This is a genomic window from Limnohabitans radicicola (genome assembly GCF_014837235.1).
Lineage (GTDB): Bacteria > Pseudomonadota > Gammaproteobacteria > Burkholderiales > Burkholderiaceae_C > Limnohabitans_A > Limnohabitans_A radicicola.
The window spans coordinates 314,596-336,433 of the sequence record NZ_JACYFT010000003.1 but is presented as its reverse complement, the minus strand read 5'-3'; the positions used below and the strand labels follow the sequence as shown (position 1 = coordinate 336,433).

The 21,838-nt window shown below is 61.6% G+C and carries 21 protein-coding genes; 11 read left to right on the top strand and 10 right to left on the bottom strand.

From position 1 onward, the window contains the following. Positions 1-8: 8 nt before the first annotated feature. On the bottom strand, positions 9-485 hold the full coding sequence (locus IC609_RS14220; protein ID WP_108311570.1) for a 4Fe-4S dicluster domain-containing protein: 477 nt from the start codon (positions 483-485) through the stop codon (positions 9-11). Positions 486-640: 155 nt separating this feature from the next. Here IC609_RS14220 and IC609_RS14215 point away from each other — a divergent pair, with 155 nt between their 5' ends. Continuing rightward, positions 641-1,720, top strand: coding sequence for a sigma-54-dependent Fis family transcriptional regulator (locus IC609_RS14215; RefSeq protein WP_191820175.1), 1,080 nt, complete (start codon positions 641-643; stop codon positions 1,718-1,720). A gap of 1 nt (position 1,721) precedes the next feature. On the opposite strand, the gene IC609_RS14210 is transcribed toward IC609_RS14215, so the two are convergent. From IC609_RS14210 to IC609_RS14200, 3 genes are read right to left on the bottom strand one after another with little or no spacing between them, the layout of a single operon-like run. Further along, positions 1,722-2,546, bottom strand: a complete 825-nt coding sequence (locus IC609_RS14210; protein ID WP_191820174.1) for a substrate-binding domain-containing protein — start codon at positions 2,544-2,546, stop codon at positions 1,722-1,724. Continuing rightward, positions 2,546-3,268 (bottom strand): ATP-binding cassette domain-containing protein, encoded by a 723-nt coding sequence (locus IC609_RS14205; protein WP_191820173.1) that lies wholly within the window; start codon positions 3,266-3,268, stop codon positions 2,546-2,548. The genes IC609_RS14210 and IC609_RS14205 overlap by 1 nt, the downstream gene beginning before the upstream one ends. Continuing rightward, positions 3,265-4,002: an ABC transporter permease gene (locus IC609_RS14200; protein WP_191820172.1), complete on the bottom strand. Its 738-nt coding sequence runs from the start codon at positions 4,000-4,002 to the stop codon at positions 3,265-3,267. Before IC609_RS14200 ends, IC609_RS14205 begins: the two co-directional genes overlap by 4 nt. A gap of 127 nt (positions 4,003-4,129) precedes the next feature. On the opposite strand from IC609_RS14200, the gene IC609_RS14195 reads away from it, so the two are divergent. The 4 genes from IC609_RS14195 (at position 4,130) to IC609_RS14180 (ending at position 8,068) form a co-directional block, all read left to right on the top strand. Next, positions 4,130-5,251, top strand: coding sequence for a substrate-binding domain-containing protein (locus tag IC609_RS14195; protein WP_408611051.1), 1,122 nt, complete (start codon positions 4,130-4,132; stop codon positions 5,249-5,251). Positions 5,252-5,461: 210 nt separating this feature from the next. Next, complete coding sequence (locus IC609_RS14190) at positions 5,462-5,971, top strand: TRAP transporter small permease subunit (protein WP_408611050.1); 510 nt, start codon at positions 5,462-5,464, stop codon at positions 5,969-5,971. Positions 5,972-6,001: 30 nt separating this feature from the next. Then, the gene (locus IC609_RS14185; protein ID WP_191820169.1) at positions 6,002-7,522 is read left to right on the top strand and encodes a TRAP transporter large permease; all 1,521 of its coding nucleotides are present in this window, start codon (positions 6,002-6,004) and stop codon (positions 7,520-7,522) included. A 57-nt stretch (positions 7,523-7,579) separates the two neighbouring features. Beyond that, positions 7,580-8,068, top strand: coding sequence for a hypothetical protein (locus IC609_RS14180; protein WP_191820168.1), 489 nt, complete (start codon positions 7,580-7,582; stop codon positions 8,066-8,068). A gap of 57 nt (positions 8,069-8,125) precedes the next feature. Here the strand turns inward: IC609_RS14180 and IC609_RS14175 are convergent, their stop codons facing one another. The 4 genes from IC609_RS14175 to IC609_RS14160 all read right to left on the bottom strand — a co-directional run bounded on the left by IC609_RS14175 (position 8,126) and on the right by IC609_RS14160 (position 12,390). Continuing rightward, a complete protein-coding gene (locus IC609_RS14175; RefSeq protein WP_191820167.1) occupies positions 8,126-9,208 on the bottom strand; it encodes a TRAP transporter substrate-binding protein in 1,083 nt (360 codons plus the stop codon). A gap of 186 nt (positions 9,209-9,394) precedes the next feature. Beyond that, complete coding sequence (dxs, locus tag IC609_RS14170; protein ID WP_191820166.1) at positions 9,395-11,242, bottom strand: 1-deoxy-D-xylulose-5-phosphate synthase; 1,848 nt, start codon at positions 11,240-11,242, stop codon at positions 9,395-9,397. Positions 11,243-11,245: 3 nt separating this feature from the next. Next, entirely contained in the window at positions 11,246-12,145 is a 900-nt protein-coding gene (locus IC609_RS14165; RefSeq protein WP_191820165.1) for a polyprenyl synthetase family protein, read from the bottom strand. 2 nt (positions 12,146-12,147) lie between these two features. Beyond that, a complete protein-coding gene (locus tag IC609_RS14160) occupies positions 12,148-12,390 on the bottom strand; it encodes an exodeoxyribonuclease VII small subunit (RefSeq protein WP_191820164.1) in 243 nt (80 codons plus the stop codon). A gap of 182 nt (positions 12,391-12,572) precedes the next feature. On the opposite strand from IC609_RS14160, the gene IC609_RS14155 reads away from it, so the two are divergent. Genes IC609_RS14155 through IC609_RS14145 form a run of 3 tightly spaced genes read left to right on the top strand, consistent with a single transcriptional unit; the run spans position 12,573 to position 15,470 of the window. Then, entirely contained in the window at positions 12,573-13,700 is a 1,128-nt protein-coding gene (locus tag IC609_RS14155) for an aromatic ring-hydroxylating oxygenase subunit alpha (protein ID WP_191820163.1), read from the top strand. Between the two features lie 13 nt (positions 13,701-13,713). Then, on the top strand, positions 13,714-14,601 hold the full coding sequence (locus tag IC609_RS14150) for a DMT family transporter (protein ID WP_191820162.1): 888 nt from the start codon (positions 13,714-13,716) through the stop codon (positions 14,599-14,601). A 14-nt stretch (positions 14,602-14,615) separates the two neighbouring features. Beyond that, positions 14,616-15,470 carry a sulfurtransferase gene (locus IC609_RS14145; protein ID WP_191820161.1) on the top strand — a complete coding sequence of 285 codons (855 nt, stop codon included), beginning with the start codon at positions 14,616-14,618 and terminating at the stop codon, positions 15,468-15,470. A gap of 25 nt (positions 15,471-15,495) precedes the next feature. Here IC609_RS14145 and IC609_RS14140 read toward each other — a convergent pair whose 3' ends face one another. After that, entirely contained in the window at positions 15,496-16,353 is an 858-nt protein-coding gene (locus IC609_RS14140; protein WP_191820160.1) for a ZIP family metal transporter, read from the bottom strand. A 132-nt stretch (positions 16,354-16,485) separates the two neighbouring features. Between IC609_RS14140 and IC609_RS14135 the strand changes: the two genes are divergently transcribed. Next, a complete protein-coding gene (locus tag IC609_RS14135) occupies positions 16,486-17,121 on the top strand; it encodes a glutathione S-transferase N-terminal domain-containing protein (protein ID WP_191820159.1) in 636 nt (211 codons plus the stop codon). A 26-nt stretch (positions 17,122-17,147) separates the two neighbouring features. Here IC609_RS14135 and polA read toward each other — a convergent pair whose 3' ends face one another. After that, positions 17,148-19,991 (bottom strand): DNA polymerase I, encoded by a 2,844-nt coding sequence (gene polA / locus IC609_RS14130; RefSeq protein WP_191820158.1) that lies wholly within the window; start codon positions 19,989-19,991, stop codon positions 17,148-17,150. 98 nt (positions 19,992-20,089) lie between these two features. On the opposite strand from polA, the gene IC609_RS14125 reads away from it, so the two are divergent. Then, positions 20,090-21,040 carry a homoserine kinase gene (locus IC609_RS14125; protein ID WP_191820157.1) on the top strand — a complete coding sequence of 317 codons (951 nt, stop codon included), beginning with the start codon at positions 20,090-20,092 and terminating at the stop codon, positions 21,038-21,040. Positions 21,041-21,054: 14 nt separating this feature from the next. Next, complete coding sequence (locus IC609_RS14120; RefSeq protein ID WP_191820156.1) at positions 21,055-21,837, top strand: BPSS1780 family membrane protein; 783 nt, start codon at positions 21,055-21,057, stop codon at positions 21,835-21,837. The last annotated feature ends 1 nt before the right edge of the window (position 21,838 follow it).

Genomic DNA, 21,838 nt, shown 5'->3' with positions numbered 1-21,838 from the left:
GGGGGGAATTAACCGGCTGTGGGCTGATTGCCCAGCTTGTCGGCCCACTGTTTCATTTTGTCGATGCCGGTCCAGTTGGCATCGACGAAGGTGATGGCGCCCGTTGGGCAGGCGTCGGCACAGGCCGGGTCGCCGCCGCACAGATCACACTTTTGCACCTTGCCGGTTTCCTGCACGTAGTTGATCGTGCCGAACGGGCAGGCGATGGTGCAGACCTTGCAGCCCACGCAGGTGGATTCGTTGACGACCTTGGCACCGGTGGCCTTGTCGACCGTGATGGCCTCCACCGGGCAAGCATGCAGGCACCAGGCTTCGTCGCACTGGGTGCAGGTGTAGGGGACCTTTTTGCCTGTGTGGTGGAAGTCAAACACCTTGATGCGCGACTTGGAGGTGGCGTAGGTGCCGTAGTTCTCGAAAGAACAGGCCATTTCACACTGCAAGCAGCCGGTGCATTTGTCCGGATTGATGTGCAGGACTTTCTGCATGGTGGGTCTCCTGTGGTGGGGCAGGCCTGTACAAGCCTGCTGGTATGAATCGAAATTCATAGCCATTTTTATGCGTCGCGCCGCTTGACAGATCCGTATTAACCCTAAACATTGCAGGTGTAAGCCATAATATTCTCAGCTTGAGACACTTCTCGATGACCACGCCCTCCACCGCCCCTGACCGACTGCAGAGCATCGCGCAAGCGCGCGCCATGGTGCTGCAGGAGCACGCCCCGGCAATGCCTGGGAGCGTGCCGTCCTGGGTCACACAGTCCTGGCTGCGTTGCCTGGAGATGGGTTTGCAGCCCGAGCATGCGGTGGGCTTCGACACCCTGTCGAGCCAGCACATCAAGCGGGTGCAGGAAGCCAGCCGCCCCCTGATGCAAGCCGCCCAGCCCGTGCTGAGCGAGCTGGCCCGGGTGATCGCCGACATCCGTTATTTCGCCATCCTGACCAATGCCGAGGGCATCGTGGTCGATGTTCACGGCCCCGTGGACAGGCAGGACCGCCGCGCCGATGCCATCGCCCGCGTGGGCGTGGACCTGTCTGAACGGTCGGTGGGCACCACCTCGATCAGCGCGGCCCTGCGCGAACTGCAGCCCGTGTGGCTGCACCGGGGCGAGCATTTCTTCCAGGACACCAGCGTCTACAGCTGTGCAGGTGCCCCGGTGTTCGGGCCTGACGGCCGTTGTGCGGGCATGCTGGATCTGACAGGCATCGAAACCCAGGAGCGCCCGGCACTGCGGCATCTGGTGCAGCGCTCGGCCCGCAGCATCGAAAACAGCTGGCTGCTGTCCACATCGCATGCCTTGGTCTTGCGTCTGAGCTGGCCGGGCAACCCGCTCGGTGGAGACGGTGACGGCTTGATCACCCTGGATCACGAAGGGCACATGCTGGGTGCCAACCCTGCAGCCAGGCAAATGCTTTCGCTCGAACATCCGCACACCGGACCCATCCATGCGAGCGATGTGTTTGCACTGCCTTGGGAAAGCCTCTTCGACGCCGCCGCACATCCGGGCCACGTACAAGAAGTGCCTTTGTGGTCAGGTCTGCGGCTGCAAATCCAGTCTGCGCGATCAGGAACACCACACACCAACCGCATGCCACTCAAAGTGGCTCAAAACGACATGATCCGACAGGCCGTGCAGCAAGCCCGTGGCAATGTGGCCGAAGCGGCCCGCGCCTTGGGCATCAGCCGGGCTACCGTCTACCGCAAACTCGGCCGACCTCACTGACTCATTTCGGGGCGTTCGGAAAGAACAGCTGCTCCCCACCGATCTTGTATTCGGCGATGCTGACCTGACCGGCTGCCGATGTCACCCAATCCACAAACTTCTGTGCTTCAGTCTGCTTGACATGCGGGTGCCTGGCGGGGTTCACCACCATCACGCCATACTGGTTGAAGAGACGTTGATCGCCTTCGACCAGTATGGCCAGATCGGCGCGGTTCTTGAAATTCAGCCAGGTGCCTCGGTCGGCCAGCACATAGGCTCCCTGCGATGCAGCGATGTTCAGTGCAGGCCCCATGCCGCAACCGCACTCGCGGTAGCCTGCGCCTCTGGCTGCATCCAGATGCGCCATTTTCCAGAAACGCAATTCGGCCGCATGGGTGCCACTCTTGTCACCTCGTGAGACAAAAGCCGCATTTGCGCTCGCCAGCTTGGCCAGCGCTGCAACGATGTCCCGGCCTTTGGTCGCTGCCGGGTCGGCCTTGGGACCGATCAACACGAAGTCGTTGTACATGACCGGCAAGCGCTTGAGGCCGAAGCCATCGGCCACAAATTTTTCCTCGGCCGCCTGGTCGTGTACGAACACCACATCGGCATCGCCACGACGCGCCATGTCCAGCGCCTGCCCGGTGCCGAGAGCCACAACTTTCACATCGATGCCACTGGCCTTTTTGAAGGCAGGCAGCAAATGGCTGAACAAGCCCGATTGCTCGGTGGATGTCGTGGACGACATCACGATGGATTGGGCATGCAATGCGGCACTGCACCAAACCAAGCCAGCCGCCACTGCGAGGGCTCTGAAACGACGGGGAAAAAACGCACCATTCCACATCACTGTTCTCCTTGAACAAAAGCATGGGCGGGCGGGCTGTGCTGTGCCAACACCGCTGCATTGAAAAAATCAGCCACAGGCAGGTCTGCCAGCAAACGGCCGCCTTCAAGGTACATGACACGTGTGGCCAAGCGCTTGACCTGTCCCAAGTTGTGGCTGGCCCAGATCAAGGTGCGCGCATGGCCCTCCCCACTGGCGAAATCGGCCATCAAGGTTTCGATCTCGCGTTTGGCATGGGGATCCAGGCTGGCGGTGGGTTCATCGAGCAGCAGCACATCCGGCATTCGACCCCAGGCGCGCGCCATGGCCAAACGCTGCTGCTGCCCACCAGACAATTGACGACCGCCGTGGTGGGCCAGCTCGCTCAGTCCCACGCGCTGCAAAGCCTGGGTGGCCCGCGCCTTGGCCTGCCCCCAGCCCAGACCCAGGCTGCGATCCAGCCATAGACCGATGGCCACATTGTGGAGTGAGGACATGCGCAGCAAATGTGGCCTCTGGAACAGCATCGCTTGCCGCAGTGTCGGGTGTCTTTCGATGCAACCCTGCACGGGCTGCAGCAACCCATGCATCGTTCGCAACAAGGTACTCTTGCCTGAGCCATTGGCCCCGACCAGCGCCACGCGCTCGCCAGGCTGTACGTCCAGACTGATTTGCTGCAGGGCCTGCACTGCACCCAAAAGCACAGCAACATCACGCAGCTGAAGCGCCGAACACACCGTCATGCAACCCAACCTTTGGGGGCAATCATGGGACTGCCCTGGCGTTTTTCACCCCATCGACGCAACGCGGCCACCAGCGCATTGAGACACCAAACCACCAGCAAAAGCACCAGCCCGAGGCCCAGCGCCAGCGGCAAATCACCCTTGCTGGTTTCGAGGGCAATGGCGGTGGTCATCACACGGGTGAAGCCGTCGATGTTTCCGCCCACGATCATCACCGCACCCACCTCGGAAATCGCCCGTCCAAACGCTGCCACACCGATCGTGAGCAGCGCCAGACGCTCGTCCCATGCCAAGAGCAAGCCACGCAAGCCAGGGCCAGCACCCAAAGAAGCCCATTGTTCACCATGTTGAGACTCCACGTCTTCAACCACTTGCCGTGTCAGTGCTGTGACCACAGGCAAGACCAAGATGACCTGTGCAAACACCATGGCCTTGAAACTGAACAACCACCCCAGAAAACCCAAGGGCCCGGTACGCGAGAGCAACAGGTAAACCACCAAGCCCACAACCACCGAGGGCAAAGCCAGCAAGGTGTTCAAGCCAAGCAAAACGACACTGCGCCCCCGGAACCGTGCCACGGCCAACCAGGCGCCCAAAACGATCCCCAAGCCATAGGCCAGCAAACAGGCGGTGGCACTGACCGCGAGGGAACGCATCACCACGGCCCAGAGCGCAGGATCGAACGAGGCGACGAGCCTCAGTGCATGGGCCATGCTTTCGGAAAAGGTGTTCATAAACTTGAGCGCGATGCTAACGGACGCGAAGCCCTCCGGGCCTAAGGGATGTCCGTTATGAAGCACGTTGCATAAGTTACGAATGCACCTGAGCAGGGCCCAGTCAGATTGAGGCAAACTCCTGCCTGTGCAACACATCCGCCTTTCCTACAGCTGGGCGCCTCACCAAGAAGGGGCGTCACAACGCCATCAAACCAGCCCACTGCGTAACCCCCTGATGGACTTGCTGCAAGCCGTGCGCGAAGCGGGCTCGATTGCCGCAGCGGCCAAAGCCATGCAGCTGTCCTATCGGCATGTCTGGGGCGAACTCAAGCGCTGGGAGCAGGCACTTGGGCAAGCCCTGATCCTTTGGGAGAAAGGCCAAGCGGCCCGCTTGAGCCCTTTTGCGGACAAATTGCTGTGGGCTGAACGCCAGGCCCAGGCCCGACTGGCTCCTCAAATCACCACTCTGCACGCGGAGCTGGAGAAAACCATCGCCATGGCTTTTGACCCGGCGAGCCACCTTTTGACGTTCTACGCCAGCCACGACGATGCGCTGGTGCAATTGCAACAACAGGCCGCGCAGCAGGCATTGCATCTGGACATCCGGTTTTGCGGCAGCGTGGACGCGATCCGGGCCTTGAACGAAGGCCGTTGTGTGATGGCAGGCTTTCATGCGCCTGCCACCCCATCTGCCAACTCGCTGGTGGCGCAGACCTACAAACCACTGCTGAAAAGGGGTCTGCACAAATTGATCGGCTTTGCCCATCGAGAACAAGGCCTGATGGTGGCCCAAGGCAATCCGCATCAGCTCAAGGATCTGAAAGACCTGCTCAAACCCGGAGTGCGCTTCATCAATCGGCCTTCAGGCACAGGCACTCGCCTGCTGCTCGATCAATGGCTGACGGAGGCCGGACTATCACCGAGCCATGTCTGTGGCTATGGTGACGAAGAACCCTCCCATGCGGCGGTTGCTGCACGAATCGCATCGGGGCAAGCCGATACAGGCTTGGGCATTGCTTCAGCGGCACGCCTTCAAGGCCTGGACTTCATTCCACTCAAAAAAGAAAACTATTGGCTGATTTGCCTCAAAAGCGCGCTGAACTCGCCCCCGGTGCAACAGCTGCAGGCTGTCCTCGCTTCGCAAGGCTGGATTGCACGCCTGAACCAATTGCCGGGTTACGAAGCAGACCACACCTGTGGACAAGTCCAGTCTTTGAAGCAGCATTTCCCCTGGTGGACGCCCCCCAAAAAACGCCCGTTAACCTGATGGATTTCGCTGGGCACGCCTCAAAAACAGGTCCAATTGAGAAAAATTCAGCGTCAATAGAGTCAAATATCAAGGCGCAAATGCCTGAATCCGCCCTGGTATGGTTACCATTGGCATGGTCAAATTTTGCCCAGAGGTGCTTACGGCACCTCTTTTTATGAGAACAATTGGAGAAATGCATTGACCTTCTTGATCAAATTTGCAAATGCCATGGATTGGTTCAGCGAAAAGTTTGGCCAAATCGCCTCGTGGGCCGTTTTCCTGTCGGCCATGATCTGTGCCGGCAACGCATTCATCCGCTACGGCATCGATTGGAGCTCCAACGGCTTGCTTGAAATCCAGTGGTACATGTTCGCCTGGGTGGTCATGGTCGGCTCACCCTATGTGCTCAAAGTCAACGAGCATGTGCGTGTGGACTTGTTGTATGGCAAGCTCAAAGGCAACGGCCCCGTCTATGTGGACATTTTCGGCCTCATCGTGTTCCTGCTGCCCATCATGGGCTACCTGACCTGGCTCTCCGCGCCCTACTTCTGGAACACATGGGTCTCCGGCGAAATGAGTCAAAACGCTGGCGGCCTGATCCGCTGGCCCGCCACATTGGCTCTGCCAGTGGGATTTGCCATGGTCTGGCTGCAAGGTGTGGCCGAATTGATCAAGCGTGTCGCCTACCTGCAGGGTGCATACGCCATGGACACCCACTACGAAAAGCCGCTGCAATAAAGCACAAGACCAAGACGTCAAGGACAAAACATGCAAATGGAAAACTTCGCCCCGATCATGTTCGCGGGCCTCGTGGTGGTGATGCTGGTGGGCTTCCCCGTGGCCTTCTCTCTGGCCGCACTGGGCCTGGCCTCAGGTCTCTACGCCATCGAAATGGGCTGGTTCCCGGTGGCCTTCATGAGCAACCTGCCGATTTCGATCTTCTCGATTCTGAGCAACGACCTGCTGCTGGCCATCCCATTTTTCACCTTCATGGGAACCATCCTCGAAAAATGCGGTCTGGCCGAGGACATGCTCGACTCCATGGGTCAACTCTTCGGTCCGGTGCGTGGCGGCTTGGGCTACTCGGTGATCATCGTGGGCTTCATTCTTGGAGCCATCACGGGCACCGTGGCTGGGCAGGTGATCGCCATGGCGCTGATTTCCTTGCCTGTCATGATCCGCTATGGCTACAACATGCGCTACGCCACTGGCGTGCTGGCAGCCTCCGGCACCATCACACAGCTGGTGCCACCTTCGCTTGTGTTGGTGGTGCTGGCTGACCAGCTGGGCAAACCTGTGGGCGACATGTACAAAGGTGCCTGGGGCCCGTCGCTGCTGCAAATTGCGATGTTTGCCGCCTACACCTTTGCTCTGGGCATGGTCAAACCCAGCTATGTGCCCGGTGTGCCGCGTGAAGCACGCTCGCTCAATGGCTGGGCTTTGTGGAGCAAGTGCCTGAAAGGCATCGTGCCCTCGGCGATCCTGATTTTCACCGTGCTCGGCTCGATGGGCGGCCTGCCCTTCCAGGAGTCGGCTCTGGCCACCCCCACCGAAGCGGGTGCCATGGGGGTGGTTGGCGCCCTGATCCTGGCCGCGATGCACAAGCGCCTGAACAAATCGCTGATGTGGGAAGCCATGCACGGCACCATGCGCCTGACGGCCATGGTCGTGTTCATCCTGATCGGTTCGCGCGTGTTCAGCCTGGTGTTCCAAGGTGTGGACGGTGCCAAGTGGGTCGAGCACCTGCTGTCGGGCCTGCCCGGTGGTCAGGTCGGTTTCTTGATCGTCGTGAACATCTTCGTGTTCTTCCTGGCCTTCTTCCTCGACTTCTTTGAAATCGCGTTCATCATCGTGCCAATGTTGGCGCCTGTGGCCGAGAAAATGGGCATCGATCTGATCTGGTTTGGCGTGCTGCTGTGCGTGAACCTGCAAACCAGCTTCATGCACCCGCCCTTCGGTTTCGCGCTGTTCTACCTGCGCGGCATTGCCGATACGCTTTACAAGGAAAAACGCATTCCCGTTCCAGTCAAATCCAACGACATCTACCTGGGCTCGATCCCTTGGGTGCTGATGCAGATCCTGCTGGTGGTGGTGGTGATCTTTGTGCCGCAATCGGTCACGGCCTTCCTGGACAAGCCAGAGGTGGTGGACCTGGACAAGGTGGTGCTGGAAGCGCCCCCCCTGGAGAGTGATGCAGACAATGCCAACAAGGACCAGGACCCTTTCAAACCCAAGGATGAGGGCGCTGAAGATCAGAAGAAGATCGAAGAGCTCTTCAACAAGAAGTAAGCCACTGCCCCTGTCAGTTCAAACGCCTCGCTTGCGAGGCGTTTTTCACATATGGACATGAACGCCACCGAACCTCTTCACGCCGCATTCGGCCCTGCGCCGTTTGCTTTCACCCCGACCGTTTCACCCCAAGCTGTCGCTGCATTCACGCGTCCCTTTCGGGTTCTGGCCTGGCTGCTGCTCGGTGGTCTGGCGCTGTGGATGCTGCAAAGCCCTGAAACCTGGCTCACGCCGATCGCCCTGTGGGGTGTCCTGGCCTGGCTGCTGATGGCCGCCACCGTGTGGGCCATTGAGCGCAGCCGCACGACACTCACCCAGGAAGGGCTGCTGCAAACCTGGTTGTGGGACAAAAAGATGGACATGCGCGAGCTGGCATTCGCGCGCCTGATCCGGCTGCGGGGATTCGACTGGCTCATCGCACCGCGCTTGTATGTGCGCAACCTCAGCGGCAAATTCACCGTCATCTACTGCGCCAACCCGGCCATGCTGGAAGACATGCAGCGACTGTGCACCGAGCTGCACCACTTTCGCACCTCACACATGTGAACCCATGCAGGCATAAAAAAACCGCCCGAGGGCGGTTTTTTGCATTTCATGCCCAGCTCACAGTTTCTGAGCCTGCATGAAGCTGTCAAAGCGCGCTTCGGTGAAGCGGAACCAGACGTTGGAATCGGCACGGAACTTGGCGTAGTCGTCGTAGACCTTTTTCCAGTTGGGGTTCTTGGCAGAGATCTCACTGTACAGGGCCATGGATTCCTTGAAGGAAGCCTCCATCACATCCTTGGGGAATGCGACCAGCTTGGCACCGCTGCCCACCAGCTGCTTGAGCGCGTTCGGATTGCGCGCATCGTACTTGGCCTGCATGTCGGTGTGCGCATAGGCTGCAGCGTTCTCGATGATGGCTTTGTACTCGGGTGTGAGGGTGTCGTAGGCCTTGGTGTTGATGAACAGGTCCAGCTGAGGACCGCCTTCCCACCAACCTGGATAATGGTAATTCTTGGCCACTTTGTAAAAGCCCAGCTTCAGATCGTCGTAGGGACCCACCCACTCGGCGGCATCGATGGTGCCTTTTTCCAGTGCGGTGTAAATCTCACCACCGGGGATGTTCTGAGGCACACCGCCCAAACGCTCAATGACCTTGCCAGCGAAACCGCCGACGCGGAATTTCAGGCCTTTGAGGTCATTGACACCCTTGATTTCCTTGCGGAACCAGCCACCCATCTGGGCACCCGTGTTGCCCATGGGGAAACTGATGATGTTGTAGTTCTTGTAGAACTCGCGCATCAGCTTCAGGCCGTTGCCTTCGTATTGCCAGGCCGTCATTTGGCGGCTGTTCAAACCAAAAGGAATGGCACAGCCCAGCGCGAAGGTTTCGTCCTTGCCGAAGTAGTAATAAGGAGCCGTGTGGCCCATTTCCACGGTCCCGTTCTGAACGGCATCCACCAGACCGGGCGTAGGCACGATTTCACCAGCGGCGTGCACGGAAATCTCGAACTTGCCGCCAGACAACTCTTTGACGTGACGGGAAAACACTTCGGCAGCGCCGTAAATGGTGTCCAGTGCTTTGGGGAATGCCGACGTCAGGCGCCAGCGGATGTTGGCTTGGGCTTGCACAATGGCTGGTGCAGCACCTGCAGCCAGCACGCCGGCAAGACCGGCTTGTTTGATGACGGAACGACGATCCATGAAGGAACTCCTGTAGAAAATTAAAGACACCCGAAACGGTCGGATGTTGACTCACAAGTCGGGGCCTATTTTAGGAAGTGGGAGAGGCGCTCCAGACCGGGGTTTACCCTTTTATGTGTGTCGAAATGCAAAAATCGCACACAAATCAGAAAAATTTCAATCACACCGCGTGACCATGAAATTGCCTCAATCGGGCCACCGCTGACGAACGGACCGCACGATGCCCTCTGCATCCAGGCCTTGCATGGCCAACAAACGGGCCGGGTCACCATGCTCGATGAAGCTGTCCGGCAAGCCCAATTGCAGCACATCGCATTGCAGCCTCATGTATTGCAATGCTTCACTGACGGCGCTGCCCGCCCCCCCCATGAGGCAGCCCTCTTCCACGGTCACGATGCGCTCGTGGCTTTGAGCGATCTGGGCCAGCAATTCGACATCCAAGGGCTTGACCCAGCGCATATTGACCACCGTGGCGTTCAAGGCTTCCCCCGCCTGCAATGCCGGATAAAGGAGCGTGCCAAACGCCAAGATGGCAGTCTGGCGGCCCTGACGGCGGATGTCGGCTTTGCCAAATGCCAAGGCTTGGAGATCGGTATCGGGCTGAACGCCAGCACCAGCGCCACGCGGGTAACGCACCGTCACGGGGTGGTTTTGGGCATAGGCCGTGCTCAACAGCTGACGGCACTCGCACTCATCCGCCGGGCAAGCCACACTCATGTTCGGAATACAACGCGTGAATGCGATGTCATAAGCCCCGGCATGCGTGGCACCATCGGCACCCACCAGGCCCGCACGGTCCAGCGCAAACACCACCGGCAGGTTCTGCAGGGCCACATCGTGGATCAATTGGTCGTAACCCCGTTGCAAGAAGGTGGAGTAAATCGCCACCACGGGCTTCAGACCTTCGCAGGCCATACCGGCGGCGAGTGTGACAGCGTGCTGCTCGGCGATGCCTACGTCGTAATAGCGCTTGGGAAAGCGCTTGTGGAACTCCACCATGCCCGAGCCTTCGCGCATGGCCGGGGTGATGCCCACCAGGCGCTCGTCCTGCGCGGCCATGTCGCACAACCATTGGCCAAACACCTGGGTGAAGGTGGTTTTGGGAGGGGTGGCTGGCGGCACGAGGCCCACGGCAGGATCGAATTTGCCAGGGCCATGGTAGGCCACCGGGTCGGCCTCGGCCAGTTTGTAGCCCTGGCCTTTTTTGGTGACCACGTGCAAAAACTGCGGACCGTCGAGGTGCTTGAGGTTCTCCAGGGTGGGAATCAGCGACTCCAGGTCGTGACCGTCGATGGGGCCGATGTAGTTGAAGCCAAATTTCTCGAACAAGGTGGCGGGCACCACCATGCCTTTGGCATGCTCTTCAAAGCGCTTGGCCAGCTCGAAGAGCGGCGGTGCGGCCTTGAGCACCTGCTTGGCGCCTTCTTTGGCGGCGGCATAAAAACGCCCACTCATCAGCTGCGCCAGGTAGCGGTTGAGCGCACCCACGGGCGGGCTGATCGACATGTCGTTGTCGTTCAGGATCACCAGCAATTTGCAGTCTTCCACACCCGCGTGGTTGAGGGCCTCGAAGGCCATGCCGGCGGTCATGGCCCCGTCGCCGATCACGGCGATCGCGTGGCGGTTTTCACCTTTCTGACGGGACGCCAGGGCCATGCCCAGTGCGGCCGAGATGCTCGTGGACGAATGGCCCACGCCGAAGGTGTCGTACTCGCTTTCGTCGCGACGCGGAAAGCCCGACAAGCCGTTCAACTGCCGCAGCGTGGGCATGCGTTCGCGCCGCCCGGTCAGGATCTTGTGCGGGTAGGTCTGGTGCCCCACATCCCAGACGATGCGGTCGTCGGGCGTGTTGAACACGTAATGCAGGGCCACGGTGAGTTCCACCGTGCCCAGATTGGAGCTCAGGTGGCCGCCAGTTCTGGAGACGTTGTCCAGCACGCACTGGCGCAATTCCTGCGCCAGCTGCGGCAAGTCATGGCGCGGCAGTTGCCGCACGTCAACAGGCGACTGGATGGAATCTAATAAATGGGTCATCGCTCAATGGTTTCTTTGCACCACCATGCTGGCCAGGCCTTGCAAGGCGGTCAGCTGCTCGGGCGGCAAACCGGTGTCGGCCAGTGCCTGCATGGCTTCTCCGGCCAATTCATCGGCATACCGCTGGGCCGCTTGCAGACCCATCAGCGCCACATAAGTGGGTTTGTCGGCCGCCGCATCCTTGCCTGCGGTCTTGCCCAGGGTGGCCGAGTCGGCGGTCACGTCCAGGATGTCGTCCACCACCTGAAAAGCCAGGCCCAGCACCTCGCCGAAGCGGTTGAACGCCGCACGCGTTTGCTCGGAAATCACCGCGCCGCACGCCACACCCATTTGCACGCTGCACAGCAGCAGCGCACCCGTTTTGAGGCGGTGCATCTGGCGCAGCTGGTCTTCGCTCAGCTGGCCACCCACGCTGGCCAAGTCAATCGCCTGCCCACCCGCCATGCCCCAGTATCCCGAGGCGCGGGCCAGCAAGCCCACACAAGCGGCTTGCACCGCGGGCGGCACGCTGCCGTCCAGCGGCGTGAGCAGCTCAAACGCCAAAGCCTGCAAGGCATCACCCGCGAGCAAAGCCTGCGCCTGACCAAACTGCACATGCACCGTGGGCTTGCCCCGGCGCAACACATCGTTGTCCATGCAGGGCATGTCGTCGTGCACCAACGAATACGCATGGATCAATTCCACAGCGCAGGCCGCGCGCAAGGCCGCGGCCAGCGTGGGGGCACCGGTCGCTTCAGCAGCAGCCAGCACCAGCAAGGGGCGCAGGCGTTTGCCGCCATCCAACACCGCATAACGCATGGCGTCGCCCAGTCCCGCCGGAGCTGCGGGATCGATGCCGCCGGAGAGCGCCTGCTCCACCCGCAGCAAATGCGGCTGCATCCAGCCCTGAAGATCAAACGCCATGCTCAGGCCTCGTTCCAGGGTTTGAGCTGACCGCCTTCAAGCACCTTGATCTGGTCTTCCACGGCCTGCAGCTTGTCGCGGCAAAAGCCCAGCAAGGCCGCGCCCCGCTGGTAGCCCGACAACAGCTGGTCCAAAGGCATCTGCCCCGACTCCAGCTGAGCGACCAATTGCTCCAACTCCTGCAAAGCCGCTTCGTAGTTGTCGGGCAAAGCGGATGCAGGGGAAGTGGTCGGGACCTTGGGCATGGGTATTTCGCTCAAAAGCCCGATTTTAGGCCTTTGCCAAAAAGCCCCCGCCTCCCAACGGGGCAAGGGTACAATCTCGGCTCCCCGACAGGCTGATGCCTGTCGTTTTTTGTGCCCGGATCGCAGGATTGGGCGCTTTGTTCCTGCCCCTTCATAGGGGGAGTCTCTAGGTCAGGTCACCCATGTCTGATTTAAGTCTTCAACTGCAGCAGGCCGCAAGCCAACTACCAGTTTCCACTTATTTCGATGAGGCGCTGTTTCAGCGCGAATTGAAAACACTCTTCCAGCAAGGGCCCCGTTATGTGGGTCACCAGCTGGCGGTGCCCAACCCGGGCGACTATTACGCCCTGCCCCACGAGGCTGAAGGCCGCGCTTTGGTGCGCAATGCCCAAGGTGGCGTCGAGCTCGTCTCCAATGTCTGCCGCCACCGCCAAGCCGTGATGCTGAACGGCCGGGGCAACCTGCAAACCCAGCAAAAAGGCAGCGCGGGTGGCAATATCGTCTGTCCCCTGCACCGCTGGACCTACTCGCCTAAGGGCGAGCTGCTGGGCGCACCGCACTTCGCGCACGACCCCTGCCTGAACCTGAACAACTACAAGCTGCAGGAATGGAACGGCCTGCTCTTTGAAGACAATGGCCGTGACATTGCCACCGATCTGGCGAACATGGGCCCCCGCTCGCAGCTCGATTTTTCAGGCTACGCGCTCGACCGCGTCGAGCTGCACGAGTGCAACTACAACTGGAAAACCTTCATCGAGGTTTATTTAGAGGACTACCACGTCGGCCCCTTTCACCCGGGCCTGGGTCAGTTTGTGACCTGTGACGACCTGAGCTGGGAGTTCAAGGAGCATTACTCGGTGCAGACGGTGGGCGTGTCGGGTGGCTTTGGCCAACCTGGCTCGGACACCTACAAAAAATGGCATGAGGTGCTGCTGAAGTACCGCAACGGACAAATGCCCGAACGAGGTGCCATCTGGCTGACCTATTACCCGCACATCATGGTCGAGTGGTACCCGCACGTGCTGACGGTGTCGACCCTGCACCCGATCAGCGTGGACAAGACCCTCAACATGGTCGAGTTCTACTACCCCGAAGAAATCGTCGCTTTCGAGCGCGAATTCGTCGAAGCCCAGCAGGCCGCCTACATGGAAACCTGCATCGAGGACGACGAAATCGCCGAACGCATGGATGCGGGCCGCAAAGCCCTGCTGGTACGCGGCGACAACGAGGTCGGTCCCTACCAGAGCCCCATGGAAGACGGCATGCAGCACTTCCACGAGTGGTACCGCCGCCAGATGAATACCCTCTGAGACGAAAGCCACGATGCAAGCTTCCTGGATGATCCTTGCGTCCTTGTTTTTCGCGACGATGAGCGTGTGCATCAAATTCGCTTCTGCACACTTCAACACCTTTGAACTGGTCTTTTACCGGGGCCTGATCGGCATGGCCTTCATGGCCAGCCTGTGTCGTGCGCAGGGTGTGTCTTTGCGCACCACCATCCCCTGGATGCATGTCTGGCGCTCGGTCGTCGGCGTGGCCTCGCTGTCGGCCTGGTTTTACGCCATCGCTTACCTGCCTCTGGCCACGGCCATGACGCTCAATTACATGAGCGGCGTGTGGGTGGCGGCTTTTTTGGTCGGTGGCACCCTGGTCATGGGCCGCTTGCAGGATGCCAGCCGTCAAGGCCCCATCGTGCTCACGGTGCTGAGCGGCTTTGCGGGCGTGGTCATGATCTTGCGTCCCACCATCGAGCAAAACCAGCTGTTTGCAGGATTGATTGGCCTGCTCTCCGGGCTGGGCGCGGCCATGGCGTACATGCAAGTGGCAGCACTTGGCCGTGTGGGTGAGCCCGAATCGCGCACCGTTTTTTACTTTTCCATTGGCACCACTCTCGTGGGTGGCGTGGTCATGCTGTTCACTGGCGCCAGCGAATGGGTCTGGCCACAGGTGCTGTGGCTTTTGCCGATCGGCCTGCTGGCCGCACTCGGTCAGCTGTGCATGACCAAGGCCTACACCCGGGGCGCCACTTTGCTGGTGGCCAATTTGCAATATTCGGGCATCGTGTTTGCCGCACTGTATGGCTTGCTGCTGTTTGGTGACGTCATCCCGCTGATCGGCTGGATCGGTATGGCCTTGATCATGGCCAGCGGCATTGCCGCTACCGCCCTGCGCAAACGCGCCCTGCCCCAAGCCCCTGCCGAAGAACACTGACCCTGGAGCCGTCCATGTACCCCTTGCTGATCACCGCCGCCCAACTGCAAGCCCTGCAACAAGAGGGGGCCAAGCTGGCCATCGTGGACTGCAGCTTTGACCTGATGAAGCCCGAACTGGCCGACAGCCTGTTCGAGGCCGAACACATTGCAGGCGCATTACAGGCCCACCTGGACCGCGACCTGAGCACACACGAAAGCGACGCCGTCAACGGTGGCCGTCACCCCCTGCCGCCCCGCGAACGCGTGGCCGCCTGGCTGGGCACGCTGGGCATTGGCAACGCTACGCAGGTGGTGGTGTACGACCGCAACGCCGGCAACTACTGTGGCCGCCTGTGGTGGATGCTCAAGTGGCTGGGGCACGACGCCGTGGCCCTGCTCGACGGCGGCCTGCAGGCCTGGAAAGCCGCTGGCGGCGCTGTGGCCACAGGCCGTGCCGCCGCGCCCGATGTGGCGGCGTTCGAGCTGCGCCCCGCCTTGCGCGACCTGGTCTTCACCGACCAGGTCGTGGCCGACCTGGGCCGCCCGGCACAAACCGTGGTCGATGCCCGTGGTGCGCCCCGCTACCGGGGCGAAGTGGAGCCGCTGGACCCGATCGCCGGACACATTCCGGGCGCACTGAACCGGCCCTTCACCGACAACTTCACTGCCGAGGGTTTTTTCAAAAGTCCTGACGCTTTGCGGGCCGAATGGAATCAGGTCTTGTGCGGCCGCAGCGCCAGCACCGTGGTGCACCACTGCGGCAGCGGCGTGAGCGCGGTGCCCAACCTGATCGCGATGGAACTGGGAGGTTTCGGCCCCACGGCCCTGTATGCGGGCAGCTGGAGCGAGTGGAGCCGCGCTCCCGGCCTGCCCTGCGCCAAGGGCTGACCCTTCCTGGGGCTTCGCCCCTCGTTCAGCGGTGTTGCGCGGCCAGTTGGCTGACCAGCATCACCATGCCCATGCCCACAGCCAGCCAGGTCACCTGCGCCGCCGTTTCGCGGGCCGACAGGCGTTTTTGCAGCTGCGGAATCAGATCGGCCAGCGCCACATAGATGAAACTGCTGCTGGCCACCACCAGGAAGTACGGCAAGTAGTCGTGCAGGGCGTCGACCAGCACATACCCCACCGTACCCCCCAGGGCCGTGACAGCCCCTGCCAGTGAGACTTTGACGATGGCTGTCTGACGGCTGTCCGAGTCCTGGCGCAGCACCACCAGATCGCCCATGTGGTGCGGCACTTCGTGCGCCAGCACGGCCAGCGCAGCCAGCACGCCCAAGGAAAAATCGGCCATGAATGCCGACGCGATCAGTATGCCGTCGCCAAAGCAGTGCACGCTGTCGCCCGCCAGCAAGGCCCATTTGCCAGCGCCGGTAGGTGCATGCGCGTGGTCGTGACCGTGATGGTGGTGAGCGTGTCCATGAGCCTCTCCATAGTGGTGACCATCGCCATGAGCACCCCCGTGGTGGTGCTCGTGTCCATGACCCCCCCCATGGTGGTGCTCGTGCCCATGGTGCCAAAGCTCCGCCTTGTCGAGCAGGAAAAAGAACACCAGTCCCAGCAGCAAGGTCATGAACAGGCCTTGCGCACCGACCTGCCCTTCAAACGCCTCGGGCAGCAAATGCAAAAAAGCGGTCGCCAGCAAGGCCCCTGCGGCCAGGCTCAACATGTGCTGGGTGTAGCGGCTGAGCACGCCAAAGCTCAGCCAGGCCGCGATCCAGACACTGCCGATACCCGCGATCAAGGTGCCCAGCCAAATCGTCAACAAAGTCATCTTTTTCCTGAGGTGATGGCCCCGGCACTTGTGTACACACCTGGCCCTCTTGTGGAGGCCTTGATCTTACTGGAGCGACACCTGCGCCTGAATCTGGAGGCGTTATGCTTGCCAGCACCAAACACCTGCCCCATGACCGCGCCCGACCTGCCCGTCCTGTATTCGTTTCGCCGCTGCCCCTACGCCATGCGGGCGCGGCTGGCGCTGCACGCCTGTGGCGTGGCCCACGAACACCGCGAAATCGAACTCAAGAACAAACCCGCGCATCTGCTGGCCCTCTCGCCCAAGGGCACCGTGCCGGTGCTGTGGCTGCGTGACGCAGGGCGAGTGATCGACCAGAGCCTGGACATCATGCTGTGGGCGCTGCAACAGAGCGATCCGCAGCACTGGTTGCCCGAGCGCGAGCACGTGCTGAACGATTGGCTGGCACAGATCGGGCGCAACGACGGTTTCTTCAAACAGCAGCTCGACCGCTACAAGTACCCGCAGCGCTTTGGCCTGAGCGATGGCCTGGCCCACCGCGATGCAGGCGCAGCACACCTGCACGGGCTGGAGGCAGTGCTGCAACGGCAGACCTTTCTTTCGGGTTCGCAATGGGGACTGCTCGATGCAGCGCAGGCCCCGTTTGTGCGGCAGTTCGCGCACACCCACCCAGGCTGGTTCGCCGACCAGCCCTGGCCAGGCCTGATCGCCTGGCTGGCCGCATTTGAAGCCTCTGCCGACTTTGCAGCGGTGATGGTCAAGCACCCGGTCTGGGCGCCGGACTGAATCCAGCATCCGACGGGACCATCAGGTCAGTGCGCCTGTTCCCAGTTCGGCCCAAAGCCGACTTCGGCCAGCAGCGGCACCTTCAGGTCGGCCACCCCCGCCATGATGCGCGGCACCTCGGTGCGCACCCACTCGACTTCCGACTCGGGCACCTCGAACACCAGTTCGTCGTGCACCTGCATGATGACCTTGGTGGCTTTGCCCTGTTCGTCGAGCGCCTTTTGCACCGCGACCATGCTCAGCTTGATCAGGTCGGCGGCCGTGCCCTGCATGGGCGCATTGATGGCGGCGCGCTCGGCCCCGGCGCGGCGTGGGCCGTTGGGGCTGTTGATCTCGGGCAGCATCAGGCGGCGGCCAAACACGGTCTCCACATAGCCCTGCGCCTTGGCCTGTTCGCGGGTGCTGTCCATGTAGTGTTTGACCCCCGCAAAGCGCTCAAAGTAACGCGTGATGTAGTTCTTGGCCGCCGTGTTGTCGATGCCCAAAGCCTTGGCCAGACCAAAGGCGCTCATGCCGTAAATCAGGCCGAAGTTGATGGTCTTGGCATAGCGGCGCTGCTCGCTGCTCACCGTGTCGGGTGTCGCGCCAAAGACCTCGGCGGCCGTGGCCTTGTGCACATCCAGCCCGTCGTGGAAGGCCTTGAGCAAGGCCGCGTCGTCGCTCAGGTGCGCCATGATGCGCAGCTCGATCTGGCTGTAGTCGGCGCTGGCGATCACGCAACCTGCGGGGGCCACAAAGGCCTCGCGCACCTTGCGGCCCTCCGCGGTGCGCACCGGGATGTTCTGCAGGTTCGGCTCGTTGCTCGACAAGCGGCCTGTGACGGCCACCGCCTGCGCGTAGTTGGTGTGCACGCGGCCCGTGCGCGGCAAGGCCAGCTGCGCCAGCTTGTCGGTGTACGTGCCTTTGAGCTTGGACAGGCTACGGTGCTCCAGGATGCGCGCGGGCAGCGGGTAGTCTTCGGCCAGTTTTTCCAGCACCTCTTCGTCGGTGCTGCGGGCACCGGTGGCGGTTTTCTTGATGACAGGCAAACCCAGCTTGTCAAAAAAGATTTCGCCCAGCTGTTTGGGGCTGGCCAAATTGAAGGGCTGCCCGGCGATCTCGTAGGCCTCGGTTTCAAGCTGGACGATGCGCTCGCCCAGCGCCTGGCTTTGCGCGGCCAGCGTGGGCGCGTCGATCAGCACGCCGTTGCGCTCGATGCGGTACAGCGCTTCGCTGGTGGCGATCTCCAGCTCGTACACAAACTTGAGGCCCGCGTGCGCCTCGATCTGCGGCCACAGGGCCAGGTGCACATCCAGGCACTGGTCCGAGTCTTCACACGAATAATGCGCGGCCTTGTCCACGTCCACCTGCGCAAACGGGATTTGGTGCGCACCCTTGCCACACAGGTCTTCGTAGGTCACGCCCCTGCGTCCCACATGCCGCTCGGCGAGGCTGGTGAGGCCGTGCGGCTTGTGCACTTCAAGCACATAGCTCTCCAGCATGGTGTCGTGGGCGTAGCCCTGCACCTCGATGCCGTGGTTGGCGAACACATGGCGGTCGTATTTGATGTTCTGGCCCAGCTTGTGGCGGGCCGGGTTTTCCAGCCAGGGCTTCAATTTGGCCAGCACCTCGGCCAGTGGCAATTGCTCGGGCGCACCCGGGCCGTTGTGAGCCAGCGGGATGTAAGCCGCCTCGCCGGGCGTGACACTCAGCGAGATGCCCACGATCTCGGCGCGCATCGCGTCGAGCGAGGTCGTTTCGGTGTCGATGGCGGTGAGCGGTGCTTGCTCGATGCGGGCCAGCCAAGTATCGAACATGGCCCAGTCGAGCACCGTGTCGTATTTCAATTCGCCTTGCACCGCGCTGGCGGCGCTGTCCAACTCGGGCAAGGCCGCAGGTTCTTCTGGAGCGGCGCCGAACAAATCGCCCATGCCCGTGTCTTTCGCCTTGCTCACTTTGGCCTTGGCCGCAGGCGCAGGCACAGTCCCGCCCAGCGACTGCACCAGCCCTTTGAAGCCATAGGTCTGGTAAAAATTCAGCAGCTTGTCCTTGTCCGGCGCGTGCAGGTGCAGGCTGGCGAGTGAGGGCAGATCGGGCACCCAGCCGTTCAGATCGCAATCGGTTTTCATGGTCACGAGCGCCCTGCCCTTGGGCAGCCAGTCCACCGCCTGGCGCAGGTTCTCGCCCGCCACGCCCTTGATCTCATGGGCATGCGCCATCAGGTTGTCGAGCGAGCCGTATTCGAGCAACCACTTGGCAGCGGTCTTGGGGCCGACCTTGGCCACGCCCGGCACGTTGTCCACCGGGTCGCCCACCAAGGTCTGGTAATCGATCATGAGCGAGGGCGGCACGCCAAACTCTTCGGTCACGCCCGCCACATCGCGCACCTTGCCGTTCATGGTGTCGATGATGGTGATGTGCTCGTTGACCAGCTGGCTCAGGTCCTTGTCGCCACTGGACACCGTCACCTCGATGCCCTGCTGGGCGGCGGTGTGGGCCAGGGTGGCGATCACGTCGTCGGCCTCGACGCCCGGCACATCCAGCACCTTCCAGCCCATCAGGCGCACCAGCTCGTGGATCGGCTCGATTTGGCTGCGCAAATCGTCGGGCATGGGGCTGCGGTGGGCCTTGTAATCGGGGTACATCTCGTCGCGGAAAGTCGGGCCCTTGGCGTCGAACACGCAGGCGGCATAGACAGCGGGCACATCCTTGCGCAGCCGCTCCATCATGTTGATCATGCCGCGAATCGCCCCGGTGGCGGGGCTGGTCGGGTCGCCGGGCACGGCGCGCAGATCGGGCATGGCGTGAAAGGCGCGGTACAGGTAGCTGGAGCCGTCGACCAGCAAGAGGGTCGGCTTGGCGCTTGCGTTTTCGGGTGTGTTTTCGCTCATCCCCCGATTGTGTACCGTGTTCAGGCGCTTTCGTGCCCCTCTACAATCGGTCTTTTCCCATCCGGTCAGCCTTGCTGGCCCTCTGACGGCGCTCCCTCATGGCGGTATTCACCGAAGTCACCGAAACCCAGGCCAACGACCTGATGCAAGCCCTGAACCTGGGCCAACTCACCGCTTTGCGGGGCATCGAAGGTGGCATTGAAAACACCAACTACTTCGCCACCACAGACCAGGGCGAGTACGTGCTCACCCTGTTCGAGCGCCTGACACAAGCGCAATTGCCGTTTTACCTGCACCTGATGAAGCACCTGGCGGGCCGGGGCATCCCGGTGCCCGACCCGGCCGCCAACCGCGATGGCGACATCCTGCACACCGTGAGCGGCAAACCCGCCGCCGTGGTCAACAAGCTCGCGGGCAAGAGCCAGCTCGCACCACAGGCCGTGCATTGCGCCGCCGTGGGGGACATGCTGGCGCGCATGCACCTGGCAGGCAGCGACTACAACCGCAGCCAGCCCAATCTGCGTGGCCTGCCCTGGTGGAACGAGACCGTGCCGGTGGTTCTGCCCTACCTGGATGAGGCCCAGGCCGCCCTGTTGCGCAGCGAACTGGCCTACCAGAACCATGTGGCCGCCAGCAGCGCCTACGCCGCACTGCCCCGGGGCCCGGTGCATGCCGACCTGTTCCGCGACAACGTGATGTTCGACGGCGAGCAGCTGACGGGCTTTTTTGATTTCTATTTTGCTGGCGTGGACACCTGGCTGTTTGACCTGTGCGTGTGCCTGAACGACTGGTGCATCGATCTGCCCATGGGCGTGCACGACAGCGAGCGCGCGCAGGCCATGCTGCAGGCCTACCAGCAGGTGCGCCCCTTGAGCGCTGCAGAGCGTGAATTGCTGCCTGCCCTTGCGCGCGCAGGGGCTTTGCGCTTCTGGATCTCGCGTTTGTGGGACTATCACCTGCCACGCGAAGCGTCCATGCTCAAACCCCACGACCCCACCCACTTCGAGCGGGTGCTGCGTGGGCGCATCGCACAACCCATCCACCTTTGAAGCCATCACCCCGCATGAACCTGCGCACCGTCCCCGCCCGAGAAGGCCTGCAATGGGCCCTGTTGGGCATCCGCACCTTCTGGCGCCAGCCCCTGGCGATGTCCGGCCTGTTCTTTTTGTTCATGGCCGTGATTTCGCTGGTGTCGATGGTGCCGGTCATCGGTGGCGCGCTGGCGCTGGTGCTGCTGCCAGGCCTGACGGCAGGCATCATGGCAGCCACCCAGAAGGCCAGCGAGGGACAGTTCCCCATGCCGGCGATTTTGTGGTCCGCCTTCAAGAACCCCCTGCAGCGTCAACCCATGCTGGTTCTGGGCGGACTGTATACCGTGGGCTTGCTGCTCTTGATGGCCGCATCCGTTCTGGCGGACGGCGGGGACTTTGCCAAGGTCTATCTGGGTGGGGCTTCTGTCAGCCCCGAGCTGGTCAACAGCGATGCCTTCCAGGCCGCGCTCTGGATGACCATGCTGCTGTACGTGCCGCTGTCCATGCTGTTCTGGCATGCGCCTGCACTGGTCTACTGGCAACAGATCGAACCCGTCAAAAGCCTGTTTTTCAGCTGGATGGCCTGCTGGCGCAACAAGGCGGCGTTCACCGTCTACACCCTGGCCTGGGTGGTGGTTTTTGCAAGCTCGGGCCTGATCGCTTTGCTGGTAGCCAGCCTGCTGGGCGACGCCCAGATGCTGATGGCGGTGCTGATGCCGCTGGCCCTGATGGTGACCGCGATGTTCTTCACATCGATGTTGTTCACCGTCAAGGCCTGCTTCAGCGCCAGTACCTCGGACCAGAATCTGGCCTGAG

Coding starts and splice junctions, on each gene's coding strand:
- IC609_RS14220 (WP_108311570.1), bottom strand. CDS start 485: ATGCAGAAAGTCCTGCACATCAATCCGGACAAATGCACCGGCTGCTTG.
- IC609_RS14215 (WP_191820175.1), top strand. CDS start 641: ATGACCACGCCCTCCACCGCCCCTGACCGACTGCAGAGCATCGCGCAA.
- IC609_RS14210 (WP_191820174.1), bottom strand. CDS start 2,546: ATGTGGAATGGTGCGTTTTTTCCCCGTCGTTTCAGAGCCCTCGCAGTG.
- IC609_RS14205 (WP_191820173.1), bottom strand. CDS start 3,268: ATGACGGTGTGTTCGGCGCTTCAGCTGCGTGATGTTGCTGTGCTTTTG.
- IC609_RS14200 (WP_191820172.1), bottom strand. CDS start 4,002: ATGAACACCTTTTCCGAAAGCATGGCCCATGCACTGAGGCTCGTCGCC.
- IC609_RS14190 (WP_408611050.1), top strand. CDS start 5,462: ATGGATTGGTTCAGCGAAAAGTTTGGCCAAATCGCCTCGTGGGCCGTT.
- IC609_RS14185 (WP_191820169.1), top strand. CDS start 6,002: ATGCAAATGGAAAACTTCGCCCCGATCATGTTCGCGGGCCTCGTGGTG.
- IC609_RS14180 (WP_191820168.1), top strand. CDS start 7,580: ATGAACGCCACCGAACCTCTTCACGCCGCATTCGGCCCTGCGCCGTTT.
- IC609_RS14175 (WP_191820167.1), bottom strand. CDS start 9,208: ATGGATCGTCGTTCCGTCATCAAACAAGCCGGTCTTGCCGGCGTGCTG.
- dxs (WP_191820166.1), bottom strand. CDS start 11,242: ATGACCCATTTATTAGATTCCATCCAGTCGCCTGTTGACGTGCGGCAA.
- IC609_RS14165 (WP_191820165.1), bottom strand. CDS start 12,145: ATGGCGTTTGATCTTCAGGGCTGGATGCAGCCGCATTTGCTGCGGGTG.
- IC609_RS14160 (WP_191820164.1), bottom strand. CDS start 12,390: ATGCCCAAGGTCCCGACCACTTCCCCTGCATCCGCTTTGCCCGACAAC.
- IC609_RS14155 (WP_191820163.1), top strand. CDS start 12,573: ATGTCTGATTTAAGTCTTCAACTGCAGCAGGCCGCAAGCCAACTACCA.
- IC609_RS14150 (WP_191820162.1), top strand. CDS start 13,714: ATGCAAGCTTCCTGGATGATCCTTGCGTCCTTGTTTTTCGCGACGATG.
- IC609_RS14145 (WP_191820161.1), top strand. CDS start 14,616: ATGTACCCCTTGCTGATCACCGCCGCCCAACTGCAAGCCCTGCAACAA.
- IC609_RS14140 (WP_191820160.1), bottom strand. CDS start 16,353: ATGACTTTGTTGACGATTTGGCTGGGCACCTTGATCGCGGGTATCGGC.
- IC609_RS14135 (WP_191820159.1), top strand. CDS start 16,486: ATGACCGCGCCCGACCTGCCCGTCCTGTATTCGTTTCGCCGCTGCCCC.
- polA (WP_191820158.1), bottom strand. CDS start 19,991: ATGAGCGAAAACACACCCGAAAACGCAAGCGCCAAGCCGACCCTCTTG.
- IC609_RS14125 (WP_191820157.1), top strand. CDS start 20,090: ATGGCGGTATTCACCGAAGTCACCGAAACCCAGGCCAACGACCTGATG.
- IC609_RS14120 (WP_191820156.1), top strand. CDS start 21,055: ATGAACCTGCGCACCGTCCCCGCCCGAGAAGGCCTGCAATGGGCCCTG.